Genomic DNA, 17,894 nt, shown 5'->3' with positions numbered 1-17,894 from the left:
TCCATGACGAACGGCGGCCTTTGCCGCAGCCGAGGAAGGCCACTACCATTCGCCGGGCAGCGCGTCGGCGCGCCGGGCCTCGACACTGGCCGTGCCGCGCGCCTGCTTCGGGTGATCGCAGCCCGCTGTCGAGGGGTCGCTTGTCCATGACGTCCGCTCCCACCGCGTCCGGCGACATGGCCGAGGGGTTCGCGACCCACCACGTGGCGCTCCGCATCCTCGTGGCGGGGCTCGGTCCGGCGCACAGGTGGCGGGCGTGAGCGGGAAGGCGGCGGCGGAGCCGGCTGCCGCACCTCCCGCGCCCCGCGCGAGCGGGCAGCGCCCGCACCGCCGACCGCTGCGGCGGGTTGCCGCCGTAAGGGGGCTGCTCCGCGGCCACTGGCAGCTCGCCGCGGTCCTCGGCGCCTTCCTCGCCACTGCGGCCCTGTTGCCGACCCTGGCTCCCGTCGCGATCAGCGACGACTGGGCCTATGCCCGGTCCGTGGAGATCCTCCTTGCCGATAGGCGCCTGCAGATCCTCGACGTCGCAAGCGCAAGCGCCCTGTTCCAGATCCTCTGGGGCGCACCGTTCGGCGCGCTGACGGACAACACGTTCGGCGCTCTGCGCCTCGCCACCGTGGTGTTCGTCGCCCTCAGCGGCTGGGCCTTCTACGGCCTGTGCCGCCAGCTCGGCCTCGCACGGCCCTCCAGCGCGCTCGGTTCGGCCCTCTACCTTTTCAACCCGGTCGGCTTCGCGCTCGCGTACACCTTCATGACCGACCCGTACTTCACCGGCCTCCTCGTCTTCGCGGCGTACCTGTACGCCCGCGGCCTGCGCGACGACCCGCGGGCCACCCGGTTCCTCTGGGCCGGCTCGGTCGCCGCGACGCTGGCGTGCCTGCAACGCAGCACGGGCGTGCTCATCCCGCTGGCCGTCGCGGCGTTCTTCGTCCTGACCGGTCGGGCCCGCCCCGACCGCCACGGGGCCCTTGCCGTCGCCCGTGTCGCCGCGGTGCCGCTGCTGTCGACCGCCGCCTTCTTCGTCATCGCGTCGTACACGGGCGGGGTCGCGTCGGCGCAGGCGGCGTTCATGCGGGCGGCGCTGGGCGCGGGCTGGGGGGACACCGCGCTGGTCGCGGGACGACTGGCGTTCATCCAGGTGATGTACGCGGGGTTCTTCGCGCTGCCCGCCATGGCCGCCGCAGCCGGTCGCATCCCCCGGCTCGTGAGCCGGTTGACCGCGCGCGGCTGGACGGTCGTCGCCCTGGGACTGCTCCTGCTCTTCGGCGGCCTGACGAGCTTCGGCAACGGTCGCCTCATGCCCTACGTCGGGCAGTTCTTCAACCGGGCGGGGACCGGCCCCGCCGACCTCGTCGGAGGTCGCCCGGAGGCGTTCGGCCGGATATGGGCTGCGGCGCTGACCACCGCCTGCGCCTACGCCGCGCTGCTGCTCACGGTCTCCCTCGTCGGCACGCTCGGCAAGCGGGTGCGCCGCGCAGACGTGGCCGGGCTCGTGTTCGCCTTGCTCCTGGTGCAGGCGGTCGCGGCCGTGCTCCCGTCGCTCAGTGTCATCGAGTCGTTCGTGTCCTTCGACCGCTACCTGCTGCCGCTGCTGCCCTTGGCCGTCGGCCTGGCTCTGTGGTCGGTGCAGGGGGTGCAGCCCAGGCTCGTCGTCGCCTGGGTGCTCACCGGCTGCCTCGCGGTCTACTCGGCCGTCGGGACGCGGGACCTGCTGGTCTTCCAGAGCACGGTCTGGGAGCTCGCGGAACGGCTCACCGACGAGGGCGTCCCGCCAACGAAGATCGACGCCGGATACGCCTGGGACGGCTACCACGTGCACGACCCGTCGGCGCGCGACATGAAGCCGCGGACACGACGCGGCCCCTGGTGGACGCAGACGTTGGCGCCGGCCACCGACTCCACTTACGTCGTGGCGAGCCACCGTGAGCCGGGCTACGAACCTGTCGAGCGCGTCGGCTACTCGTCGATGCTGCACCGTGGCCCGGTGCACCTCTACGTCCTGCGGCGCGAGGACCGGTCCCGGTGAGCGTGTCCTCACGGCCCGCCGTGCCGGACTCGCGGGCGGCGAAGCGCTCGCCGACGGAGTCGGGTGAGCGCGGACGGCCCCTGGCGGTGTGGTCCGTTCGGCTGGCCGCGGCCGCGGCGATCGTCGCCGGCGTCGCCCTGCGGTTCCTCACGACCTCCGAGCTCTGGCTCGACGAGGCGCTCAGCGTCAACATCGCCGCGTTGCCCCTGCCCGAGCTGTTCGCCGCGCTGCGCCAGGACGGCCATCCGCCCCTGTACTACGTCCTCCTGCACGCATGGATGGTCCCCTTCGGGGACGGCAATCTCGCCGTGCGCGCGCTGTCCGGGGTGCTCGGCGTGGGCGCGCTCCCGTTGATCTGGCTCTGCGGGAAGCGGCTCGGGGCAGCCCGGGTCGGATGGGCGGCGCTGCTGCTGCTGGCGAGCTCCCCCTACGCGGTCCGCTACGCGACCGAGGCGCGGATGTACACGCTGCTCGTCGTCTTCACGCTGCTCGGGTTCCTGGCCCTGACCGCCACTCTCGAACGACCCACGGCACCGCGCCTCGTCGCGGTGGCGCTCCTGTCGGGGATGCTGGCGCTCACCCACTACTGGGCGTTGTTCCTCCTCGCCACGGTCGTCCTGCTGTTGCTCGTCCGTGCCGCAGCCCGGGTCGGCCGCGCCTCCTCGCTCGCCGCCCTCGGCGCCGTCGCCGCCGGTGGGTTGCTCTTCCTTCCGTGGCTGCCGAGCTTCCTCGTCCAGCTCGCCCACACGGGAACGCCGTGGGGCGAGACGGGGCGGCCGTCCGCCGTCGCGGCGGCGATCGTCACGTTCGCGGGTGGCGTCAACGACTTCGGCATCCCCCTCGTGATGGTGTTCTTCGGCGCCTGCGCGTTGGCGCTGTTCGGCACGCAGGTCGCGACACGTCGCCTGCAGTTCGACCTGCGTCCCCGCCCCACGGCCACGCAGCTCGCGGGCGTCGTGTTCGGCACGCTCGCCTTGGCGATCGGCGTCAGCATGGTGGTGGGCAGCGCCTACCACGCGCGTTACGCCGCCGTCGTGCTCGGGCCTTTCCTGCTGCTCGTGGCCATGGGCTTGGGTGTGCTGACCCACCGCCCCCTGTATCGCGGCGCCCTGGCAGTGGCCGTCGTGCTGGGACTCGCCGGCGGGATTCCCAACATCACCGAGCAGCGAACGCAGGCCGGCATCGTGGCCGCGGCCATCAACGCGCACGCCGAAGACGGCGACGTGATCGTCTACTGCCCCGACCAGCTCGGACCAGCGCACCACCGGCTGGTGCGCGACGGCCTCGCGCAGGTGCGCTTTCCCGATGAGGGGGCCGCGGTCCGCGTGGACTGGACCGACTACGCCGCCCGCAACCGCCGGGCGAGCGCGGCGGCGTTCGCTGACCGCGTGCACCGACGTGCGGGCGACTTCGGGGGCGTGTGGCTGGTATGGCAGGAGAGCTACCAGACGCTGGGCGCCAAGTGCGAGGCCCTCGCCGACCGGCTCGGCGACCTGCGCGCCACAGCCCGCCCGATCGTGGGGGAGGGGAGGGGGTTCTACGAGTCGGCACGCCTCGTCTACTTCCCCGGCCGCGCCGAGCCGCACGAGGGCCTGGTCCGGTGAGACTGCCCGGACGGCCGATCAGCTGGCGCGCCCTCTACGCCTCGGAGCGGGCCCGCTTCCTCGTCGTCGGGGGGTTCAACACGGCCTTCGGGTACTTCCTCTTCGCCGTCCTCGTGCTCCTCGGGGCCGGGCGCGTGCACTACACCCTCCTGCTGGTGGCCGCCTACGCCGCCGCGACGGTGGTGGCCTACCTGCTCCACCGCACCATCGTGTTCCGGGTGAAGGGCAACCTCGTGCGCGACTTCCCCCGCTACGTGTCCGTCCACCTCGGGGCGCTCGCGGCCAACCTGGCGCTCCTGCCCCTCCTCGTCGAGCTCGTCGGGATGCACGTCCTGGCCGCCCAGTGGCTCCTCGTGGCGGTGATGGCGGTCGCGACCTATCTCGGGCACAAGCGCTTCTCGTTCCGGCGGCCGGCGCCCGCCCCGTCCCTACCCCATGATGCGGCGCCGAGGCCCGGCCCATGAGCTCCGTGGGGACGGGCACCTTCTGGTCGGGGAAGCATGTGCTCGTCACGGGAGCCTCCGGCCTCGTGGGCGCCCTCCTCAGCCGCCGGCTCGTCGAGGCCGGCGCGTCGGTCGTCGCGCTCGTGCGCGACGTCGACCCGCAGTCCGAGCTGTACCGCAGCGGGCTCGTCGCGCGGGTGAACGTGGTGAACGGCCGGCTCGAGGACTACGCCGCCGTCGAGCGCGCCATCACCGACCACGAGGTCGACACGGTCTTCCACCTCGGGGCCCAGACGATCGTCGGGAGCGCCCGGCGGGCCCCCCTCCAGGCCTTCGAGACGAACATCCGGGGCACCTGGCACGTGCTCGAGGCGGCACGCCACCACGGGGGGCTCGTGCGACGCGTCGTCGTCGCCTCCAGCGACAAGGCCTACGGCGACCATCCCGACCTGCCGTATCGGGAGGGCCACCCCCTGCGGGGCCGGGCGCCGTACGAGGTGTCGAAGTCGTGCGCGGACCTCATCGCGCAGTCGTACTTCCACACCTACGCGACGCCGGTGGCGGTCGTGCGCTGCGGCAACATCTACGGTCCCGGCGACCTCAACTGGTCCCGTCTCGTGCCCGGAACGATCAGGTCCCTCATCCGGGGCGAGCAGCCGCTCATCCGCTCGGACGGCACCTTCCTGCGCGACTACCTCTACGTGGACGACGTCGCGGCCGCCTACCTGCAGGTGGCCGAGGCGGTGACGGAGGCCGGCGCGGCGGGGGAGGACTACAACGTCAGCGACGAGTCGCCCCGGTCGGTGCTCGCGATGTACGACGCGGTCTGCCAGGCGATGGGCCGGGAAGACGTCGAGCCGCTCGTGCTGAACGAGGCGTCGGGGGAGATCAGGGACCAGTTCCTCGACGCGAGCAAGGCACGCGACCGCCTCGGGTGGCGGCCGGCCTGGACGCTCGAGGATGCCCTGCGCGAGACGGTCGCGTGGTACCGGGACCTGCTCGGCTCCTGACCGCGGCGTGCCGGAGGCCCGTACTCAGGCGCGCTTGCGGGTCATCGCCCGCCGACGGCGCACCTCCAGGTAGGCGAGCCGGCGCAGGTAGGGCGCGAGCGAGGCCCGCGGGAGGCCCAGCGCCAGGTCGGCGGCCGTGACACCGAAGGCGCCCTCGGCGCGGAGCCGACGCAGGAGCGCGCGCGCCTGCGCTCCCTGGTGAGCGGTGACGGCGACGCTCTCCGAGGTGCTCGTGACCCGGAAGGTGCACAGGGCCCGGCGGACCGCGTAGAGGTCGCCGTGGCGGAGCACGCGCGACCACAGCTCGAAGTCGATCATGTACGGCAGCCGGTCGTCGAAGGGCCCCGCTCGGGCCAGCGCATCGGCGCGCACGAGGACGGCCGCAGGCTCACCCATGAGGTTTGCGCCCGCCCGCACGCACCGGCGGATGGCCTCGCGTGCGCTGACGGGCCCGGTCATCCCCCCGAGCCCGCGAGCGGGCCACAGTAGGCCGCCGGCCTCGTCGACGATGTCGCGCTTGGCGCACACGAGCGCGACCGTACGGTGCGCGGCGTCGTCGAGCACCCCGACCTGCGTCGACAGGCAGTCGGGGTAGAGGACGTCGTCGGCCGGCAGGAGCTTCACGTACCGGCCCCGCGCGAGCTGCCGGACCCGGTTCCAGTTGGCTATGGCCCCGATGTTGCGCTCGTTGCGCACGAGACGGATGCGCGGATCCGCGCATCCGCGAACGACCTCCACGGTCGCATCCGTCGAGCAGTTGTCGGAGACGATCAGCTCGAGGTCCTTGTAGTCCTGGGCGAGAACGGAGCGGATCGTGTCGCCGATGTACCGCTCGCCGTTGTACACAGGCGTGCACACCGACACCGTCACCGTGGGGCTCCCCCGGCGTCGTCGCCGGCGTCCCGGTCCCTCCAGTAGCGCATCACGTCGGCGGCCAGCTCCTCCATCGACACGCGCGGTTCCCAGCCGGTGTCCCGAAAGATCCGCGACCGGTCGCCGACCACGACCTCGCGTTCGTCGGGGGCGAACGCCCGCTCACCGAAACGCAGCAGCTCGGGCCCGCCGGCATGGCGGGCGAGCTGTTCGAGCAGGGCGCGCAGGGCGACGCCTCTTCCCGTCGACACGTTGTAGGCGCCGGCGCAGGCGCAGTCGGCCAACGCGACGAGCGCTGCGGCCACGTCGCGCACGTCGATGTAGTCGCGAACCTGCGTGCCGGGGCTCAAGCCGATCGGTCGCCCCGCGAGCAGGGAGCGGGCCACGAGGGGCACCACCCGCGACGGATGCTCGCCCCTGCCGATGACGTTGAACAGCCGGGCCCACGCGACACGGGTACGCGCCTGCCGGCGTCGCAGCAGCGCGTGCCCCATCGCCTTCGCCGCGCCGTAGACGGTGGACGGCGCGAGGGGTGCGTCCTCGGACAGCGCCGTGGCCGCGGGTCCGTACTCCGCGGAGCTGCCCGCGACCACGAGCGCGTTCGCGCCCTGCCGCTCGACGAGATCGGCAAGGGCGAGGGTCGCCATCAGGGAGTCGGCGTTGGGCTCGACGGCGGTGAGGTAGTCGCGCGGGTGGGCGTACCAGCCGAGGTGGATGCAGCGGTCGAGCCTGCGGCCCGCGAGGAGGTCGTCGATCTCGGCGATGCCGTCCCAACGGTGAGCGGCGGTGACGACGTCGTCTCCGCGCTCCCGAAGCGTCGCAACGACCTGTCGGCCGATGAAGCCGGCTGCTCCCGTGACGAGGACCGTGCCGCGCTCAGCCGGCATAGTCGGGATACGTCGCGTCGCGCTCCGACAGCACGGCCGGCCGCTCGGGCCACACGACGGCAAATGCGGGATCGTCCCAGCGCACGCCCCGGGAAGCCTCCGGGTGGTAGAACTCCGAGATCTGGTAGAAGACCTCGGTGTTGCCGACGAGGGTCAGGAACCCGTGCGCGCAGCCGGGTGGCACGTACAACCCGTACCGGTTCTCCGCGGTGAGCTCCACCGCGTGCCACCTGCCCCGCGTCGGTGATCCCGCACGCAGGTCGATGACGACGTCGTACACGCCACCCGCCGTGCAGCGCACGAGCTTCGCCTCCCCGTGGGGCGCCGCCTGGAAGTGCATCCCACGCAGAGTGCCGCGGCGGCGGTTGAACGACACGCTGCACTGCGCAAGCGCGGTCTCGAGTCCACGTGCCGCGAAGAGCTGCCGGTCCCAGGTGCGGGCGAAGAGCCCGCGCTCGTCCCTCACCGGCTCGGGCTGCACGACGAGCACGCCGGCCAGCGCCGTCTCCCGGAACCTCACGACAGCACGCGTGTCGAGGGGATCGCGACGACGAACCGCCCGCCCCACTCCCGGATCTCCGCCATCTGCTCGGTGATCTCGTCGACCAGGTTCCAGGGCAGGACGAGCAGGTAGTCGGGCCGGGTTTCCGCGATGCGCTCCGGAGCGCATATCGGCAGGCGGCTGCCCGGCAGCAGCCGCCCCTGCTTGTGAGGGCTACGGTCGACGACGTACCCGACGCGGTCCGTGCCGATGCCGCAGCAGTTCAGCAGCGTGTTGCCCTTCGCGGCGGCGCCGTAGGCGGCCACGTGCTTGCCGGCGTGCGCGGCCGTGTCGAGGAACCCGCGCAGCTCCTGGCAGCATGCGGCCACCCGGTCGGCGAAGCCGGCGTAGGTGTCGAGCGAGCCGAGGCCCGCCCGTGCCTCCCGAGCGCGAACCCGGTCGAGCCCGGGACCGTCCGGTCGGGGGTCGTGGGCGTGGCAGGCGAGGATGCGCAGGCTGCCGCCGTGCGTGGGCAGCTCCTCGACCTCCCACACCCGCAGCCCGTGCCGCGCGAACGCTGCCTCGACGGCGAGCAGCGACAGGTACGAGAAGTGCTCGTGGTAGATGGTGTCGAACTGCACCTGCTCGATGAGGTGGAGCAGGTGGGGGAACTCCATCGAGATCGTGCCGGCCGGCTTCAGCAGGATGCGCAGACCGCGCACGAAGTCGTTGAGGTCCGGGACGTGTGCGAGGACGTTGTTGCCGACGAGCAGGTCGGCGGCCATGCCGCGGTGGGCGAGGTCTCTGGCGGTCGCCTCACCGAAGAAGCGGACCTCCGTCGGCACCCCTGCGCTCTCGGCGGCCTTCGCGACGTTCACGGCCGGCTCCACGCCGAGCACCCGGGTGCCCGCCGCCAGGAAGTGGCGTAGCAGGTAGCCGTCGTTGCTCGCGACTTCGACCACGAGGCTGTCGGGGCCGAGCGACAGCCGCCGCCGCGCGTGCTCGGCGAAGCGCCGAGCGTGCTCGACCCAGCTGTCGGAGTAGGACGAGAAGTAGGCGTAGTCGGTGAAGATCTCCTCCGGCGGGACGACGTCGTCGACCTGCACGAGCAGGCACCGGTGGCAGACCCGCGCATGGAGGGGATAGCGGACGTCGGGCTCACCGGCGGCCTCCGGCTCGACGTAGGAGTTCGCCAGGGGCGTGTGACCGAGGTCCACGACCGTGTGGACGAGCGGCGTGCCGCAGGACCGGCAGTCAGGCACCGGGCGTCGCTCGCCGCGTCGGCACGATCGCTCGCGCGGCTACCACGTCTTCCACGGGGCCTTCCCGCTCACCCACAGCGACTCGAGCAGCTCCTTCTCCCGCAGCGTGTCCATCGGTTGCCAGAAGCCGGCGTGGCGCCAGGCGGCGAGCTCGTTGGCGGCGGCCAGACGCTCCAGGGGCCCACGCTCCCAGACGGTGTCGTCCCCGCTGATGAGGTCGAGCACCCCGGGCTCCAGCACGAAGAAGCCGCCGTTGATGTAGCCGCCGTCGGCCTGCGGCTTCTCCTCGAACCCCACCACCTCGTCACCGTCGATGAGCGAGGCGCCGAAGCGCGCCGGTGGTTGCACCACGGTCATTGTCGCCAGCTTGCCGTGTGCCCGATGGAAGTCGATCTCCGCGGCGATGTCGACGTCACCGAGACCGTCGCCGTAGGTGAGACAGAAGGGTTGGCCCGGGTGGAGGTAGTCCTTGATGCGCCGGATCCTGCCGCCTGTCTGCGTACGGTCGCCCGTGTCGACGAGCGTGACGCGCCACGGCTCACTGCGGTTGTCGTGGTACACGCAGGTGTTCGTCCGCATGTCGATCGTGACGTCGGAGGCGTGCAGGAAGTAGTTGGCGAAGTACTCCTTGATCATGTAACCGCGGTAGCCCAGGCAGATGACGAAGTCGGAGACGCCGTGCTCGGCGTAGGACTTCATGATGTGCCACAGGATCGGCCGCCCCCCGATCTCGATCATCGGCTTGGGTCGCAGGTGCGACTCCTCGGCGATGCGCGTGCCGCGCCCGCCCGCGAGGATGGCGCACTGCAGGGAGGGCGCACGCCGCGCCGATGACGACTCGCTCTCCACGGGCACGGGCGCAGAGGATACCAGCCGCTCCGCCGTCGCACCGGAACCGGCCGGGTGCCGGCTGGCCGCGGCGAGGATGCGACGGCGGTGGCCGTCCGGTTCGGTAGGCTCGCCGGGTGGACGACGACGCCGCCAGGGCAGCCATCGAGCGTGACGAACGCACGCCCGCGGAGGCGGTGATGGCAAAGCTGCTGCTCGGACGCCGGCACGACTGGAACCCCGACGTCGCGATGCGCTACCTGCCGATCGTGCGGCTCATCCGGTCCCGGGGTATGCGCGACCACGTCACCGACGTCGGCTCCGGCCCCGCCGGCATCGCCCCCTACCTGCGCGCGCCGATCACCGGGGTCGACACCAGCTTCTTGCCGGCGCCCCATCCCCTGCTGACCCCGGTGGACGCGTCCGTTGTCGAGACCCCGTTCGACGACCGGTCCCGGCCGTGCGTGATCTCCGTCGACATGCTCGAGCACATGCCCGCCGAGGTGCGACCGGGGGCGATCGCGGAGCTCGTCCGCATCGCCGGCCGGCTGCTCGTCGTGGCGGTGCCCTGCGGGCCCGCCGCCGAGGAGCACGACCGCGCCGTGGCGGCGCTCTTCCGCGAGGTTCGTGGCGTCGACTACCGCTACCTGCTCGAGCACCTCGAGTACGGGCTCCCGCGCGCGGACGACCTGCGTGCGGCGATCGACGCCGCGATGCGCCAATGGGATCGCCGCGGCAACGTCACCCTCGTGCCCAACGCCAACCTCCGCGTGCGCACGTGGGTGGTCAACCGCTGGATCCGCCGGCGCCTGCCTGACAAGGTCGCGTGGGTTGCGCTCACCTGGCTGTCGTCGGCGCTCGCCCGTGCCAACGGCACGCCCGCCTATCGGCAGATCGCCGTCGTCGAGTTCGACGACTGACGATCGCGCGGCCATTCACGTCAAGGCCCACCCAGGTGACCGAGGCGCGAACGCCAGCTTCGCGTCAGTGCTCGACGCACTTACCCGAAACCTGGCTGTGTGATCCAATGCCGCTGCGGCACGCACCACACAAATGGGGAAGACCGCTACGGGGCGGTCGGTCGGGCACAGAAAGAGGGAACCTATGAACCTGGACGGAATTTCTGCTGCGCCTTCACGGCGCTTCAGTGCGGCTCTTGCCACGGCACTGGCCGCGGCACTGCTCATGACGACGGCGCTCGTCGGCCCCGCGGCCGCCGACCACGTCGCCTGCGGGACCACGATCAGCGCGAGCACCACCCTGCACGGCGACGTCGGCCCCTGCCCGGGTGACGGCCTCGTCGTCGACGCGGACGGCATCACCCTCGACCTCAACGGCTTCAGGGTCTTCGCGGCCAACGGCGACGGCAACCACGCGGGCATCCGACTGGCCGACGTCAGCGGCGTGACCGTGCGTAACGGCACCGTGACCGGCTTCGACGCCGGCGTGCTCGTCGAAGGCGGCGCGGGCAACACCGTCCGCCAGATCGTCGCCAGGGACAACATCAACGACTTCACCCGCCCGCCGTGCCTGCTCGGTGACGGCATCGCCGTCCAAGACTCGAGCAACAACACCATCACGCAGAACCAGGTCATCAACAACGGCCCGTTCGGCGGCATCACGATCATCGGCGACTCCGACAACAACCTGATCCGCAGCAACCGGGTGCGCGACAACAACATCGTCACCCCGGTCGGGCAAACCGGCTGCGGCAACCGCTTCCAGGACGAGGGCATCCGCATCGAGGGCCCGGGCGCGGAGGGCAACCGGGTCGACAACAACGTCGTCGAGAACGGCCTGCTCGCCGGCATCGGCCTGCACGGCACCGTGTGCAACCTCAACCCGACGAATCCGCCCGAGCCCTACAACCGGGGCAACATCGTCACCAACAACAAGGTCAGCGGCACCGCCGGCACCTCGATCGCCTCGGGCATCAACATCCTGCGTCAGGGACCGTCGGCTGTGGTCTGCCCCGCCCAGGAGACCACGATCGTGGGCAACACCTCGACGGGCAACCAGGCCGACGGCATCTTCGTGGGGTCAAACTCACGGGGCAACACGATCAACCGCAACGCGGTGAACGACAACGGCCTGTCGGGGATCTTCCTCGGCGGCCCGCTGTTCGCCCAGACGTTCAGAAACCTCGGGCCCACGCTGCTCGACGTGGTCACGCCCGACCTGCCGCCCTACGTCGAGGGCACCGACTACCAGGTCATGCCCGGCTCGGGCAGCGGCGACGTGACCGCGCGCCTCGTGGCCATCGACATCGCCCTGCACCCCAACGCCACGGCGACGAGCAACCCCAACCCGGTGGACACCTCCACCAGCGCGTGCGAGAGGTCCGACTTCACGAACGCAGGCTTCCAGGCGGGCGACGTGGCGCTCATCCAGCGCGGCACCTGCACGTTCGTGGCGAAGGTCGCCAACGCCGTGGCCGCCGGCGCCAGCGCCGTGGTCATGTTCAACGAGGGCCAGACCCCCGGCCGCACCACCCACAACTTCGGCTCGGTCGGGCCGCAGAGCATCCCGGTGCTGTCCACCCAGTACCGGGTGGGCTTCGAGCTCTACAACCTGACCCAGACCGGGCCGGTGACCATCCACGTGATCACGAACACGCTCAACGAGCGGCGGCACGTCGCTCCGGGGGCGGGCGCCTCGCTGATGGACAACCGGGGCCGCGGCAACGGCGAGTTCGACGGCGAGGACGCCAACCCCAACTGCGGCTCCGTGCCGGGGGAGAGCCCCGCCTGGACGAACAACTGGTTCCGCAACTGGTTCGGCACGGTGAACCAGCCGTGCGTGGCCAGGGGTGGCACCGGGGCCGGCGAGGGTCCCGGAAGGTCGGGTGACGCGCCGGGCCGCCAGGACGGCGGAGGCCAGGAGCACAACCGCGGCCACGGCGGCAACGCGTCGTAGCAAGGCCGTTCGGCGCGTCAGCGGTCTCAGGCGAGCCCGGCCCCGTCACCCGCGGGGCCGGGCTCTCCTGCATCCGACGGGTGGCGGTCCACCGTTGACCGCGCGACCGCGGCGACCGCCCCCGGACCCGCGAGCAGACCGCGAAGCAGCCCGAGGCCGTAGCCCAGGTGCATGATCGCCGTGGCCGCGGCCACTCTCAGGGCGGCGGCGGGGGAGCGGGCTGAGCCGGCGGCCGCCGCCACGACGACCGCGGACCACGCTCCCACCAGGAGCCGCAGCGGGCGCGGGCGCCCTGAGGCGGCCGCGAGACCACCGGCGAGGAGGCCGGCCACGAGCCCCGCGGGGCCGAGCGGCCGCCAGGAGGGCAGGCGGCGGTTCAGCCACAGCATCTCGGCCTTGCCCCGCCCGTAGCGCACGTGCTGGCGCCACAGCGCGGCGGGGGACTCCCGGGGCCGGTAGGTCGAGCGGATGGCGGGGTCGAGGAGCACCGTCTCGCCGGCGCGCCGCCAGCGGTAGTAGAGGTCGGCGTCCTCGGCAACCCCTGACGGCAGGCTGCGCGGGCCGCCGAGACGGTGGAAGTCGGCGGCGCGGAAGGCCCCGAGGTAGACGGTGTCGACCGTCTGGCGCAGCCGGGCGTGGTGGAAGCGGCCCGGGCCGACCGCCAGTGGCGAGCGCATCGCGGCGGCAACCGCCCGCCCGAAGGGAGTCGTGCCCTCCGGGCGCAGGAGCCCGCCGACGGCCACCGCGTCGGTGGAGCGCAGCGCCTCGACCGAACGGCGAACGTAGTCCGGCGCGTACGTGGTGTGCGCGTCGGCGCGCACGAGGATCTCCCCGCCGGCCCGCCGTGCCGCGACGTTCACGCCGTCGGACTGCAGGCGGGCGGGGTTGTCCACGACGCGCACTGCCGGGTTGCTCCTGCTCCACGCCGCGAGGCGCTCGCCGGTGCCGTCCCGCGAGCCGCCGTCGGCCACGACGACCTCCAGCCGTCCGGGGTAGTCCTGGGCCGTCAGGGACGCGAGGCACGCGTCGATCGTGGCCGCCTCGTCGAGGACGGGCAGCAGCACCGACACGTCTGGCCACATGCCGGGAAGGATAGAGACGCACAGCCCGGGAGCGGGACGGGGAGGCGAGGTCAGCGGCCCCGCACGCGCACCCGCACGAGCCGAACCAGGCCGGTCCAGCCGTCAGCGGCGCGGATCTTCTTGCCCTCCTCGCGGCTGCGCGCGGTGTAGGTGATCGGCACCTCGAACACGCGGGGCTTCTGCCGGAGCAGCCCGCCGGTGAGCTCCGCTTCGATCTCGAAGCCGGTGGCGGTGAGATCAGTGCCCTCGTAGAGGTCCCGGGTGAAGAACTTGTAGCAGGTGTAGGCGTCGGTGATGTAGCGGTCGAACAGCGCGCCCGCCACGAGCGTCAGCAGACGGTTGCCGACGACGTACCAGAACGAGTAGGCCGCGTGGGCGCCGAACTGGCGGGTGCCGAACACCACACCGGCGTCGCCGTGGAGGATCGGGCGGAGCAGCTGGGGGATGTCTGCGGGGTCGTACTCGAGGTCCGCGTCCTGCACCCCGAGGATGTCGCCTTCGGCGAGCGCGAAGCCGCGCCGCAGCGCCGCTCCCTTCCCCCGGTTCACCCGAGCGCGGGTCACCCGCACCCGCACCGCGCCGGACACCCAGTCCCGGGAGACGGCGTCGACGGCCCCGTCCGTCGAGCCGTCGTCGCAGATGATGAGCTCCCACGGCACCGGCATGTCGACCTTGCCGAGCCGTTCGAGGGCGGTGCGCAACGTCGCCCCCTCGTTGTGGACCGGCATGACGAGACTCAACATGGGCACCGGCAACTCTCCGCGAGTCGGAACGGTCACGAAGCATAGCCCGGACCCCAGGCCAGGCCTCTGGTGGGTAGGATGCGCCCCTGTCGAAGGGAGGCGCATGGTCCTGCACGAGGAAGAGGCCGGGTCCCGAGCCCCGGAGGGTGGTGACCTCGGGCGCATGTACCGCCGCCGCTTCAGCGACCCCGAGGCACGCGCGCAGATGTGGCAGGTCCTCTACGAGGACTTCTTCAGCCGCTTCGTCCCCGCCGACGCGGACTTCCTGGAGATCGGCGCCGGCTACTGCGAGTTCACGAACGTCGTCCGCGCGCGCAGGAAGATCGCCGTCGACCTCAACGCCGACTGCAGGCAGCATGCCGCCGGAGACGTCGAGGTCATCTGCACGCCCTCCGACGACCTCGGCACCGTCGCGAGCGCGTCGGTGGACGTGGTGTTCGCCAGCAACTTCTTCGAGCACATCACCCGCGAGCAGATCGTCGGCACCCTGCGGGAGGTCCGTCGGGTGCTGCGGCCCACCGGGCGACTGCTCATCCTCCAGCCGAACATCCGCTTCTGCGCCCGCGACTACTGGATGTTCTTCGACCACATCACGCCACTCGACGACCGCAGCCTCACCGAGGCGCTCGAGACGAACGGGTTCGCCGTGCGCGAGGTGATCGTGCGGTTCCTGCCCTACACCACCCAGGGACGGCTGCCGGCCTCCGCCCGGCTCCTGCGCGTCTACCTTCGTGTGCCGCTCCTCTGGCGGGTGTTCGGACAGCAGAGCTTCATCGACGCGGTTCCCTCCCCGCGGTGAGCGGGCCCACCCCCCACAGGGCGGGCCAGTGACCGCAAGCCGTTCGGGCGCTTCCGGCATGGGGGCGTACTCCGTGGCAGAGGCCCCACCGTTCGTGCCCCGGTGGGCCGGTGCCCGCACCGCCCGGGTGGTCGAGGGGCTGCCCGGCCCCGTGAACCGCCTCGCGCGGGGGCGGTCCAGGGCACACCCGGCCTGGCGCTGGGTGCTGCTCGCCGCCTACGCGGCCCAGCTCGTCGTCGTGGCGGTCCGTCATGAGCCCTGGTTCGACGAGGCTCAGGCGTGGCTGCTCGCACGCGACCTGTCCCTGTGGGACCTGCTGGCCGGCCAGCTTCGCTACGAGGGCACCCCGGGCTTGTGGCACCTGCTGCTCCTGCCGCTCGCGAAGCTCGGTGCACCCTACGCGAGCATGCAGGCCCTCGCCGTTGCGGTCGCGCTCGGGGGCGCCTACGTCCTCGTCCGCCACGGACCGTTCCCCCTCCCGGTCACGGCGCTGCTGCTCTTCTCGTTCGTGATCGGCTACCAGTACGCCGTGGTCGCCCGGAGCTACGTCCTCCTGCCGCTGCTGCTGTTCCTGCTCGCCAGGGTGTGGCCGGACCGGGCGACGCGGGTGACCCGACTGACCGTGCTGCTCGTGCTGCTCGCCAACGTCAGCGTCCACGGCCTGCTCATCGCCGGGACTCTCGCCGCCCTGCACCTGTGGGAGCGGTGGCGTGAGCGCCACCACATGCACCCCGCTCTGGCCAGGCGCCACGTGCAGGCCGCGGCCGGGCTCGCCGCTCTCGGCGCGCTCCTCGTCGCCCAGCTCTGGCCGCCGCCGGACCTGCTCATCGGGGGGGACACCAACCTCGACGTCGTCACGTGGCTGCCGACGGGCGCGAGGGTCTACAACAGCGCGCTGACCGGCAGCTTTCTGTTCTCCGGGCTGGCCGTGGCGATGTCCGGATGGTGGTTTCACCGGGCGGGGACCCTCGCGCTGTGGGTGCTGCCGACCGCAGCGCTGCTCGGACTCTCGGTCGTGAAGTACCACAACTACTGGCACGACGGGGTGCCCTTCCTCGTGTGGGTCTTCGTGTACTGGGTGTCGCTGGAGCGCTGGCCGGCCGACGACCTGACCCGCCGGTGGGCCCGCCTCGTCGGCCTGGCGGCCCTTTCCGGGGTCCTCGTCGTCCACGCCGTGTGGTGGGCCAACTCGGCCTCGCACGACGTCGTCCGTCCGTACTCCGCGAGCCCCGCCGCGGCGGCCTACCTCGCCGACGAGCGCCTCGTGGACGGCACGGTATGGGCAACGGGCTTCCACGCCTTCGGCATCCAGCCCTACTTCGACCGCAACATCTTCGACAACTACGCGGCCGGCGACGCCGCGTACTGGCACTGGTCGGACCCGCCGCTGCTCGAGGAGAGCCGGCGCGCCATCCTCGACGCGCAGCCCGACACCATCGTGTGGGGCGTGAAGTTCCCCCGGCAGCGGCGGATCCCCAACATCCGGGGCTACGAGGTCGCGGCCGCCTTCGACGGCGACGTCTTCTGGAAGAACCGGGTGGTCGAGCGGGACGCGTTCGTCATCCTGCGGCGGACAGCCGACCGGTGAGGATCACCGCCCCGCCCCTGCTGCGCGGCGCCGGTCGGCGGACCGGTGCGACGACCTGGGTGGTCCTCGGCTCGCTCGTCTCCGGGGTCGCCGCCTACCTGTTCCAGATCGCCGGCACCCGCAGCCTCGGTGAGGAGGCCTACGCGCCCATCTCGGTGCTGTGGACCATCCAGTACCTGATCATCGCCATCGTCCTGCTCTCGGTCGAGGCCAACCTCACGCGGGCCGTCACCCTTGCAGACGGGGCCCCGGGGGTCGTCCGGCGTCAGACCGCGGCCGTGACCGCCTGGCTCACCGTGATCGCCGCGCTCATCGGCGGCCTGACCTTCGCTTACCGTGAGGCGCTGTTCGGCGGCCTCGGCGAGCTGGCCGCCGTCGCGGCCCTCCTCGTGCTGAGCTACGGCGTCCTCGTCATGCTGCGCGGCTGGTTGGCTGGCGTCGGGCGCTTCCGCTCCTACGGCATCGTCACCGGCGGTGAGTCGGTCGCGCGCCTGCTCGTCACCCTGGCGGTGCTGAGCGTCGTCGCCACGCCGACCGCGCTCGCCTGGGTGATGCCCCTCGGGCCCGGCATCGTGCTCGCGTGGTTCCTGCGCGAGCGACGCAGGCCCCAAGCGGCGGAGGGAGAGGCTCCGGCGCCGCCACCGCCACCGGAGTCGTCGACGACCCGTTTCCTCGCCTCGACGACCCTCGCGAACGCCGCGTCGCAGAGCCTGCTGGCCGCCGGCCCGCTCGTGCTGATCCTGCTCGGCGCCGCAGCAGGCGAGGTGTCGGTGTTCTTCGTCACCGTCACCGCCGCGCGGGTGCCGCTCGTCTTCGCCGTCGGCGGCATGCTGTCACGGGTGCTGCCCCCGCTCACCCGCATGGCGCGGCGGGGAGAGTGGGCGCGGCTGCGCCGGATCGCACTCGTCCTCGGCGGCGCCACGCTCCTGGTTGCGGCCCTGGGCGCCGCCGTGACGTGGTGGCTCGGGCCGCCCGTCATCGCGCTGCTCTTCGGCGCCAGCTTCCGGCCGCCCTCCTGGTTCGCGGCGACTGCCGCGGCGACGGTGCTGCTCGCCTGCGGGGCGCTGCTGCTCAACCAGCTCCTCATCGGGATGCGCGCGGAGTCGCGCCTCGTCGCGCCGTGGCTCGCCGGCCTCGCCGCCGGTGTCACGCTCGTCGCCGTCCTCGCCGGCACCCCCACGCTGCGGGTGGCGATCGCGTTCATGATCGGCGAGCTGGTGGCGCTGCTGAGCCTGCTCGTGGCGGTGCTCGCGAGCGCCCGCGGGAGGGCGCGGGCCTTTGCCGCCGCATCGGACGACTCGTAGCATTGCGTCCTCGTGCGTCATCTCGCCCGAGACGTCCGCTGGCGCGCG

At 72.3% G+C, this 17,894-nt stretch carries 16 protein-coding genes; 9 read left to right on the top strand and 7 right to left on the bottom strand.

Annotated features, from left to right (window positions below):
• Positions 1-256 precede the first annotated feature (256 nt).
• From VM324_04070 to VM324_04055, 4 genes are read left to right on the top strand one after another with little or no spacing between them, the layout of a single operon-like run.
• Positions 257-2,026, top strand: coding sequence for a hypothetical protein (locus VM324_04070; GenBank protein HVL98449.1), 1,770 nt, complete (start codon positions 257-259; stop codon positions 2,024-2,026).
• The gene (locus VM324_04065) at positions 2,023-3,630 is read left to right on the top strand and encodes a glycosyltransferase family 39 protein (protein HVL98448.1); all 1,608 of its coding nucleotides are present in this window, start codon (positions 2,023-2,025) and stop codon (positions 3,628-3,630) included. The genes VM324_04070 and VM324_04065 overlap by 4 nt, the downstream gene beginning before the upstream one ends.
• Positions 3,627-4,094 (top strand): GtrA family protein, encoded by a 468-nt coding sequence (locus VM324_04060; protein HVL98447.1) that lies wholly within the window; start codon positions 3,627-3,629, stop codon positions 4,092-4,094. Before VM324_04065 ends, VM324_04060 begins: the two co-directional genes overlap by 4 nt.
• On the top strand, positions 4,091-5,083 hold the full coding sequence (locus tag VM324_04055; protein HVL98446.1) for an NAD-dependent epimerase/dehydratase family protein: 993 nt from the start codon (positions 4,091-4,093) through the stop codon (positions 5,081-5,083). The genes VM324_04060 and VM324_04055 overlap by 4 nt, the downstream gene beginning before the upstream one ends.
• Before the next feature lie 24 nt (positions 5,084-5,107).
• Here VM324_04055 and VM324_04050 read toward each other — a convergent pair whose 3' ends face one another.
• From VM324_04050 to rfbF, 5 genes are read right to left on the bottom strand one after another with little or no spacing between them, the layout of a single operon-like run.
• Positions 5,108-5,953: a glycosyltransferase gene (locus VM324_04050; protein ID HVL98445.1), complete on the bottom strand. Its 846-nt coding sequence runs from the start codon at positions 5,951-5,953 to the stop codon at positions 5,108-5,110.
• The gene (locus VM324_04045) at positions 5,950-6,843 is read right to left on the bottom strand and encodes an NAD-dependent epimerase/dehydratase family protein (GenBank protein ID HVL98444.1); all 894 of its coding nucleotides are present in this window, start codon (positions 6,841-6,843) and stop codon (positions 5,950-5,952) included. Before VM324_04045 ends, VM324_04050 begins: the two co-directional genes overlap by 4 nt.
• The gene (rfbC, locus tag VM324_04040) at positions 6,833-7,363 is read right to left on the bottom strand and encodes a dTDP-4-dehydrorhamnose 3,5-epimerase (GenBank protein ID HVL98443.1); all 531 of its coding nucleotides are present in this window, start codon (positions 7,361-7,363) and stop codon (positions 6,833-6,835) included. The genes VM324_04045 and rfbC overlap by 11 nt, the downstream gene beginning before the upstream one ends.
• Complete coding sequence (locus VM324_04035; GenBank protein HVL98442.1) at positions 7,360-8,586, bottom strand: class I SAM-dependent methyltransferase; 1,227 nt, start codon at positions 8,584-8,586, stop codon at positions 7,360-7,362. The genes rfbC and VM324_04035 overlap by 4 nt, the downstream gene beginning before the upstream one ends.
• A gap of 39 nt (positions 8,587-8,625) precedes the next feature.
• Positions 8,626-9,441: a glucose-1-phosphate cytidylyltransferase gene (rfbF, locus tag VM324_04030; GenBank protein ID HVL98441.1), complete on the bottom strand. Its 816-nt coding sequence runs from the start codon at positions 9,439-9,441 to the stop codon at positions 8,626-8,628.
• 110 nt (positions 9,442-9,551) lie between these two features.
• Here rfbF and VM324_04025 point away from each other — a divergent pair, with 110 nt between their 5' ends.
• Positions 9,552-10,334 (top strand): class I SAM-dependent methyltransferase, encoded by a 783-nt coding sequence (locus tag VM324_04025; GenBank protein HVL98440.1) that lies wholly within the window; start codon positions 9,552-9,554, stop codon positions 10,332-10,334.
• A gap of 184 nt (positions 10,335-10,518) precedes the next feature.
• Complete coding sequence (locus VM324_04020; GenBank protein ID HVL98439.1) at positions 10,519-12,330, top strand: right-handed parallel beta-helix repeat-containing protein; 1,812 nt, start codon at positions 10,519-10,521, stop codon at positions 12,328-12,330.
• Positions 12,331-12,356: 26 nt separating this feature from the next.
• On the opposite strand, the gene VM324_04015 is transcribed toward VM324_04020, so the two are convergent.
• Both VM324_04015 and VM324_04010 read right to left on the bottom strand, forming a co-directional pair.
• Positions 12,357-13,412 (bottom strand): glycosyltransferase family 2 protein, encoded by a 1,056-nt coding sequence (locus VM324_04015; protein HVL98438.1) that lies wholly within the window; start codon positions 13,410-13,412, stop codon positions 12,357-12,359.
• A 50-nt stretch (positions 13,413-13,462) separates the two neighbouring features.
• Entirely contained in the window at positions 13,463-14,155 is a 693-nt protein-coding gene (locus VM324_04010) for a glycosyltransferase family 2 protein (GenBank protein ID HVL98437.1), read from the bottom strand.
• 103 nt (positions 14,156-14,258) lie between these two features.
• On the opposite strand from VM324_04010, the gene VM324_04005 reads away from it, so the two are divergent.
• Genes VM324_04005 through VM324_03995 form a run of 3 tightly spaced genes read left to right on the top strand, consistent with a single transcriptional unit; the run spans position 14,259 to position 17,846 of the window.
• On the top strand, positions 14,259-14,954 hold the full coding sequence (locus tag VM324_04005; GenBank protein HVL98436.1) for a class I SAM-dependent methyltransferase: 696 nt from the start codon (positions 14,259-14,261) through the stop codon (positions 14,952-14,954).
• Between the two features lie 58 nt (positions 14,955-15,012).
• A complete protein-coding gene (locus tag VM324_04000) occupies positions 15,013-16,542 on the top strand; it encodes a hypothetical protein (protein ID HVL98435.1) in 1,530 nt (509 codons plus the stop codon).
• Positions 16,539-17,846, top strand: coding sequence for a hypothetical protein (locus VM324_03995; GenBank protein HVL98434.1), 1,308 nt, complete (start codon positions 16,539-16,541; stop codon positions 17,844-17,846). Before VM324_04000 ends, VM324_03995 begins: the two co-directional genes overlap by 4 nt.
• Positions 17,847-17,894: the final 48 nt, after the last annotated feature.

The sequence above is a fragment of the Egibacteraceae bacterium genome, assembly GCA_035540635.1.
Taxonomy (GTDB): domain Bacteria; phylum Actinomycetota; class Nitriliruptoria; order Euzebyales; family Egibacteraceae; genus DATLGH01.
This window is presented reverse-complemented; position numbering and strand designations above follow the sequence as displayed.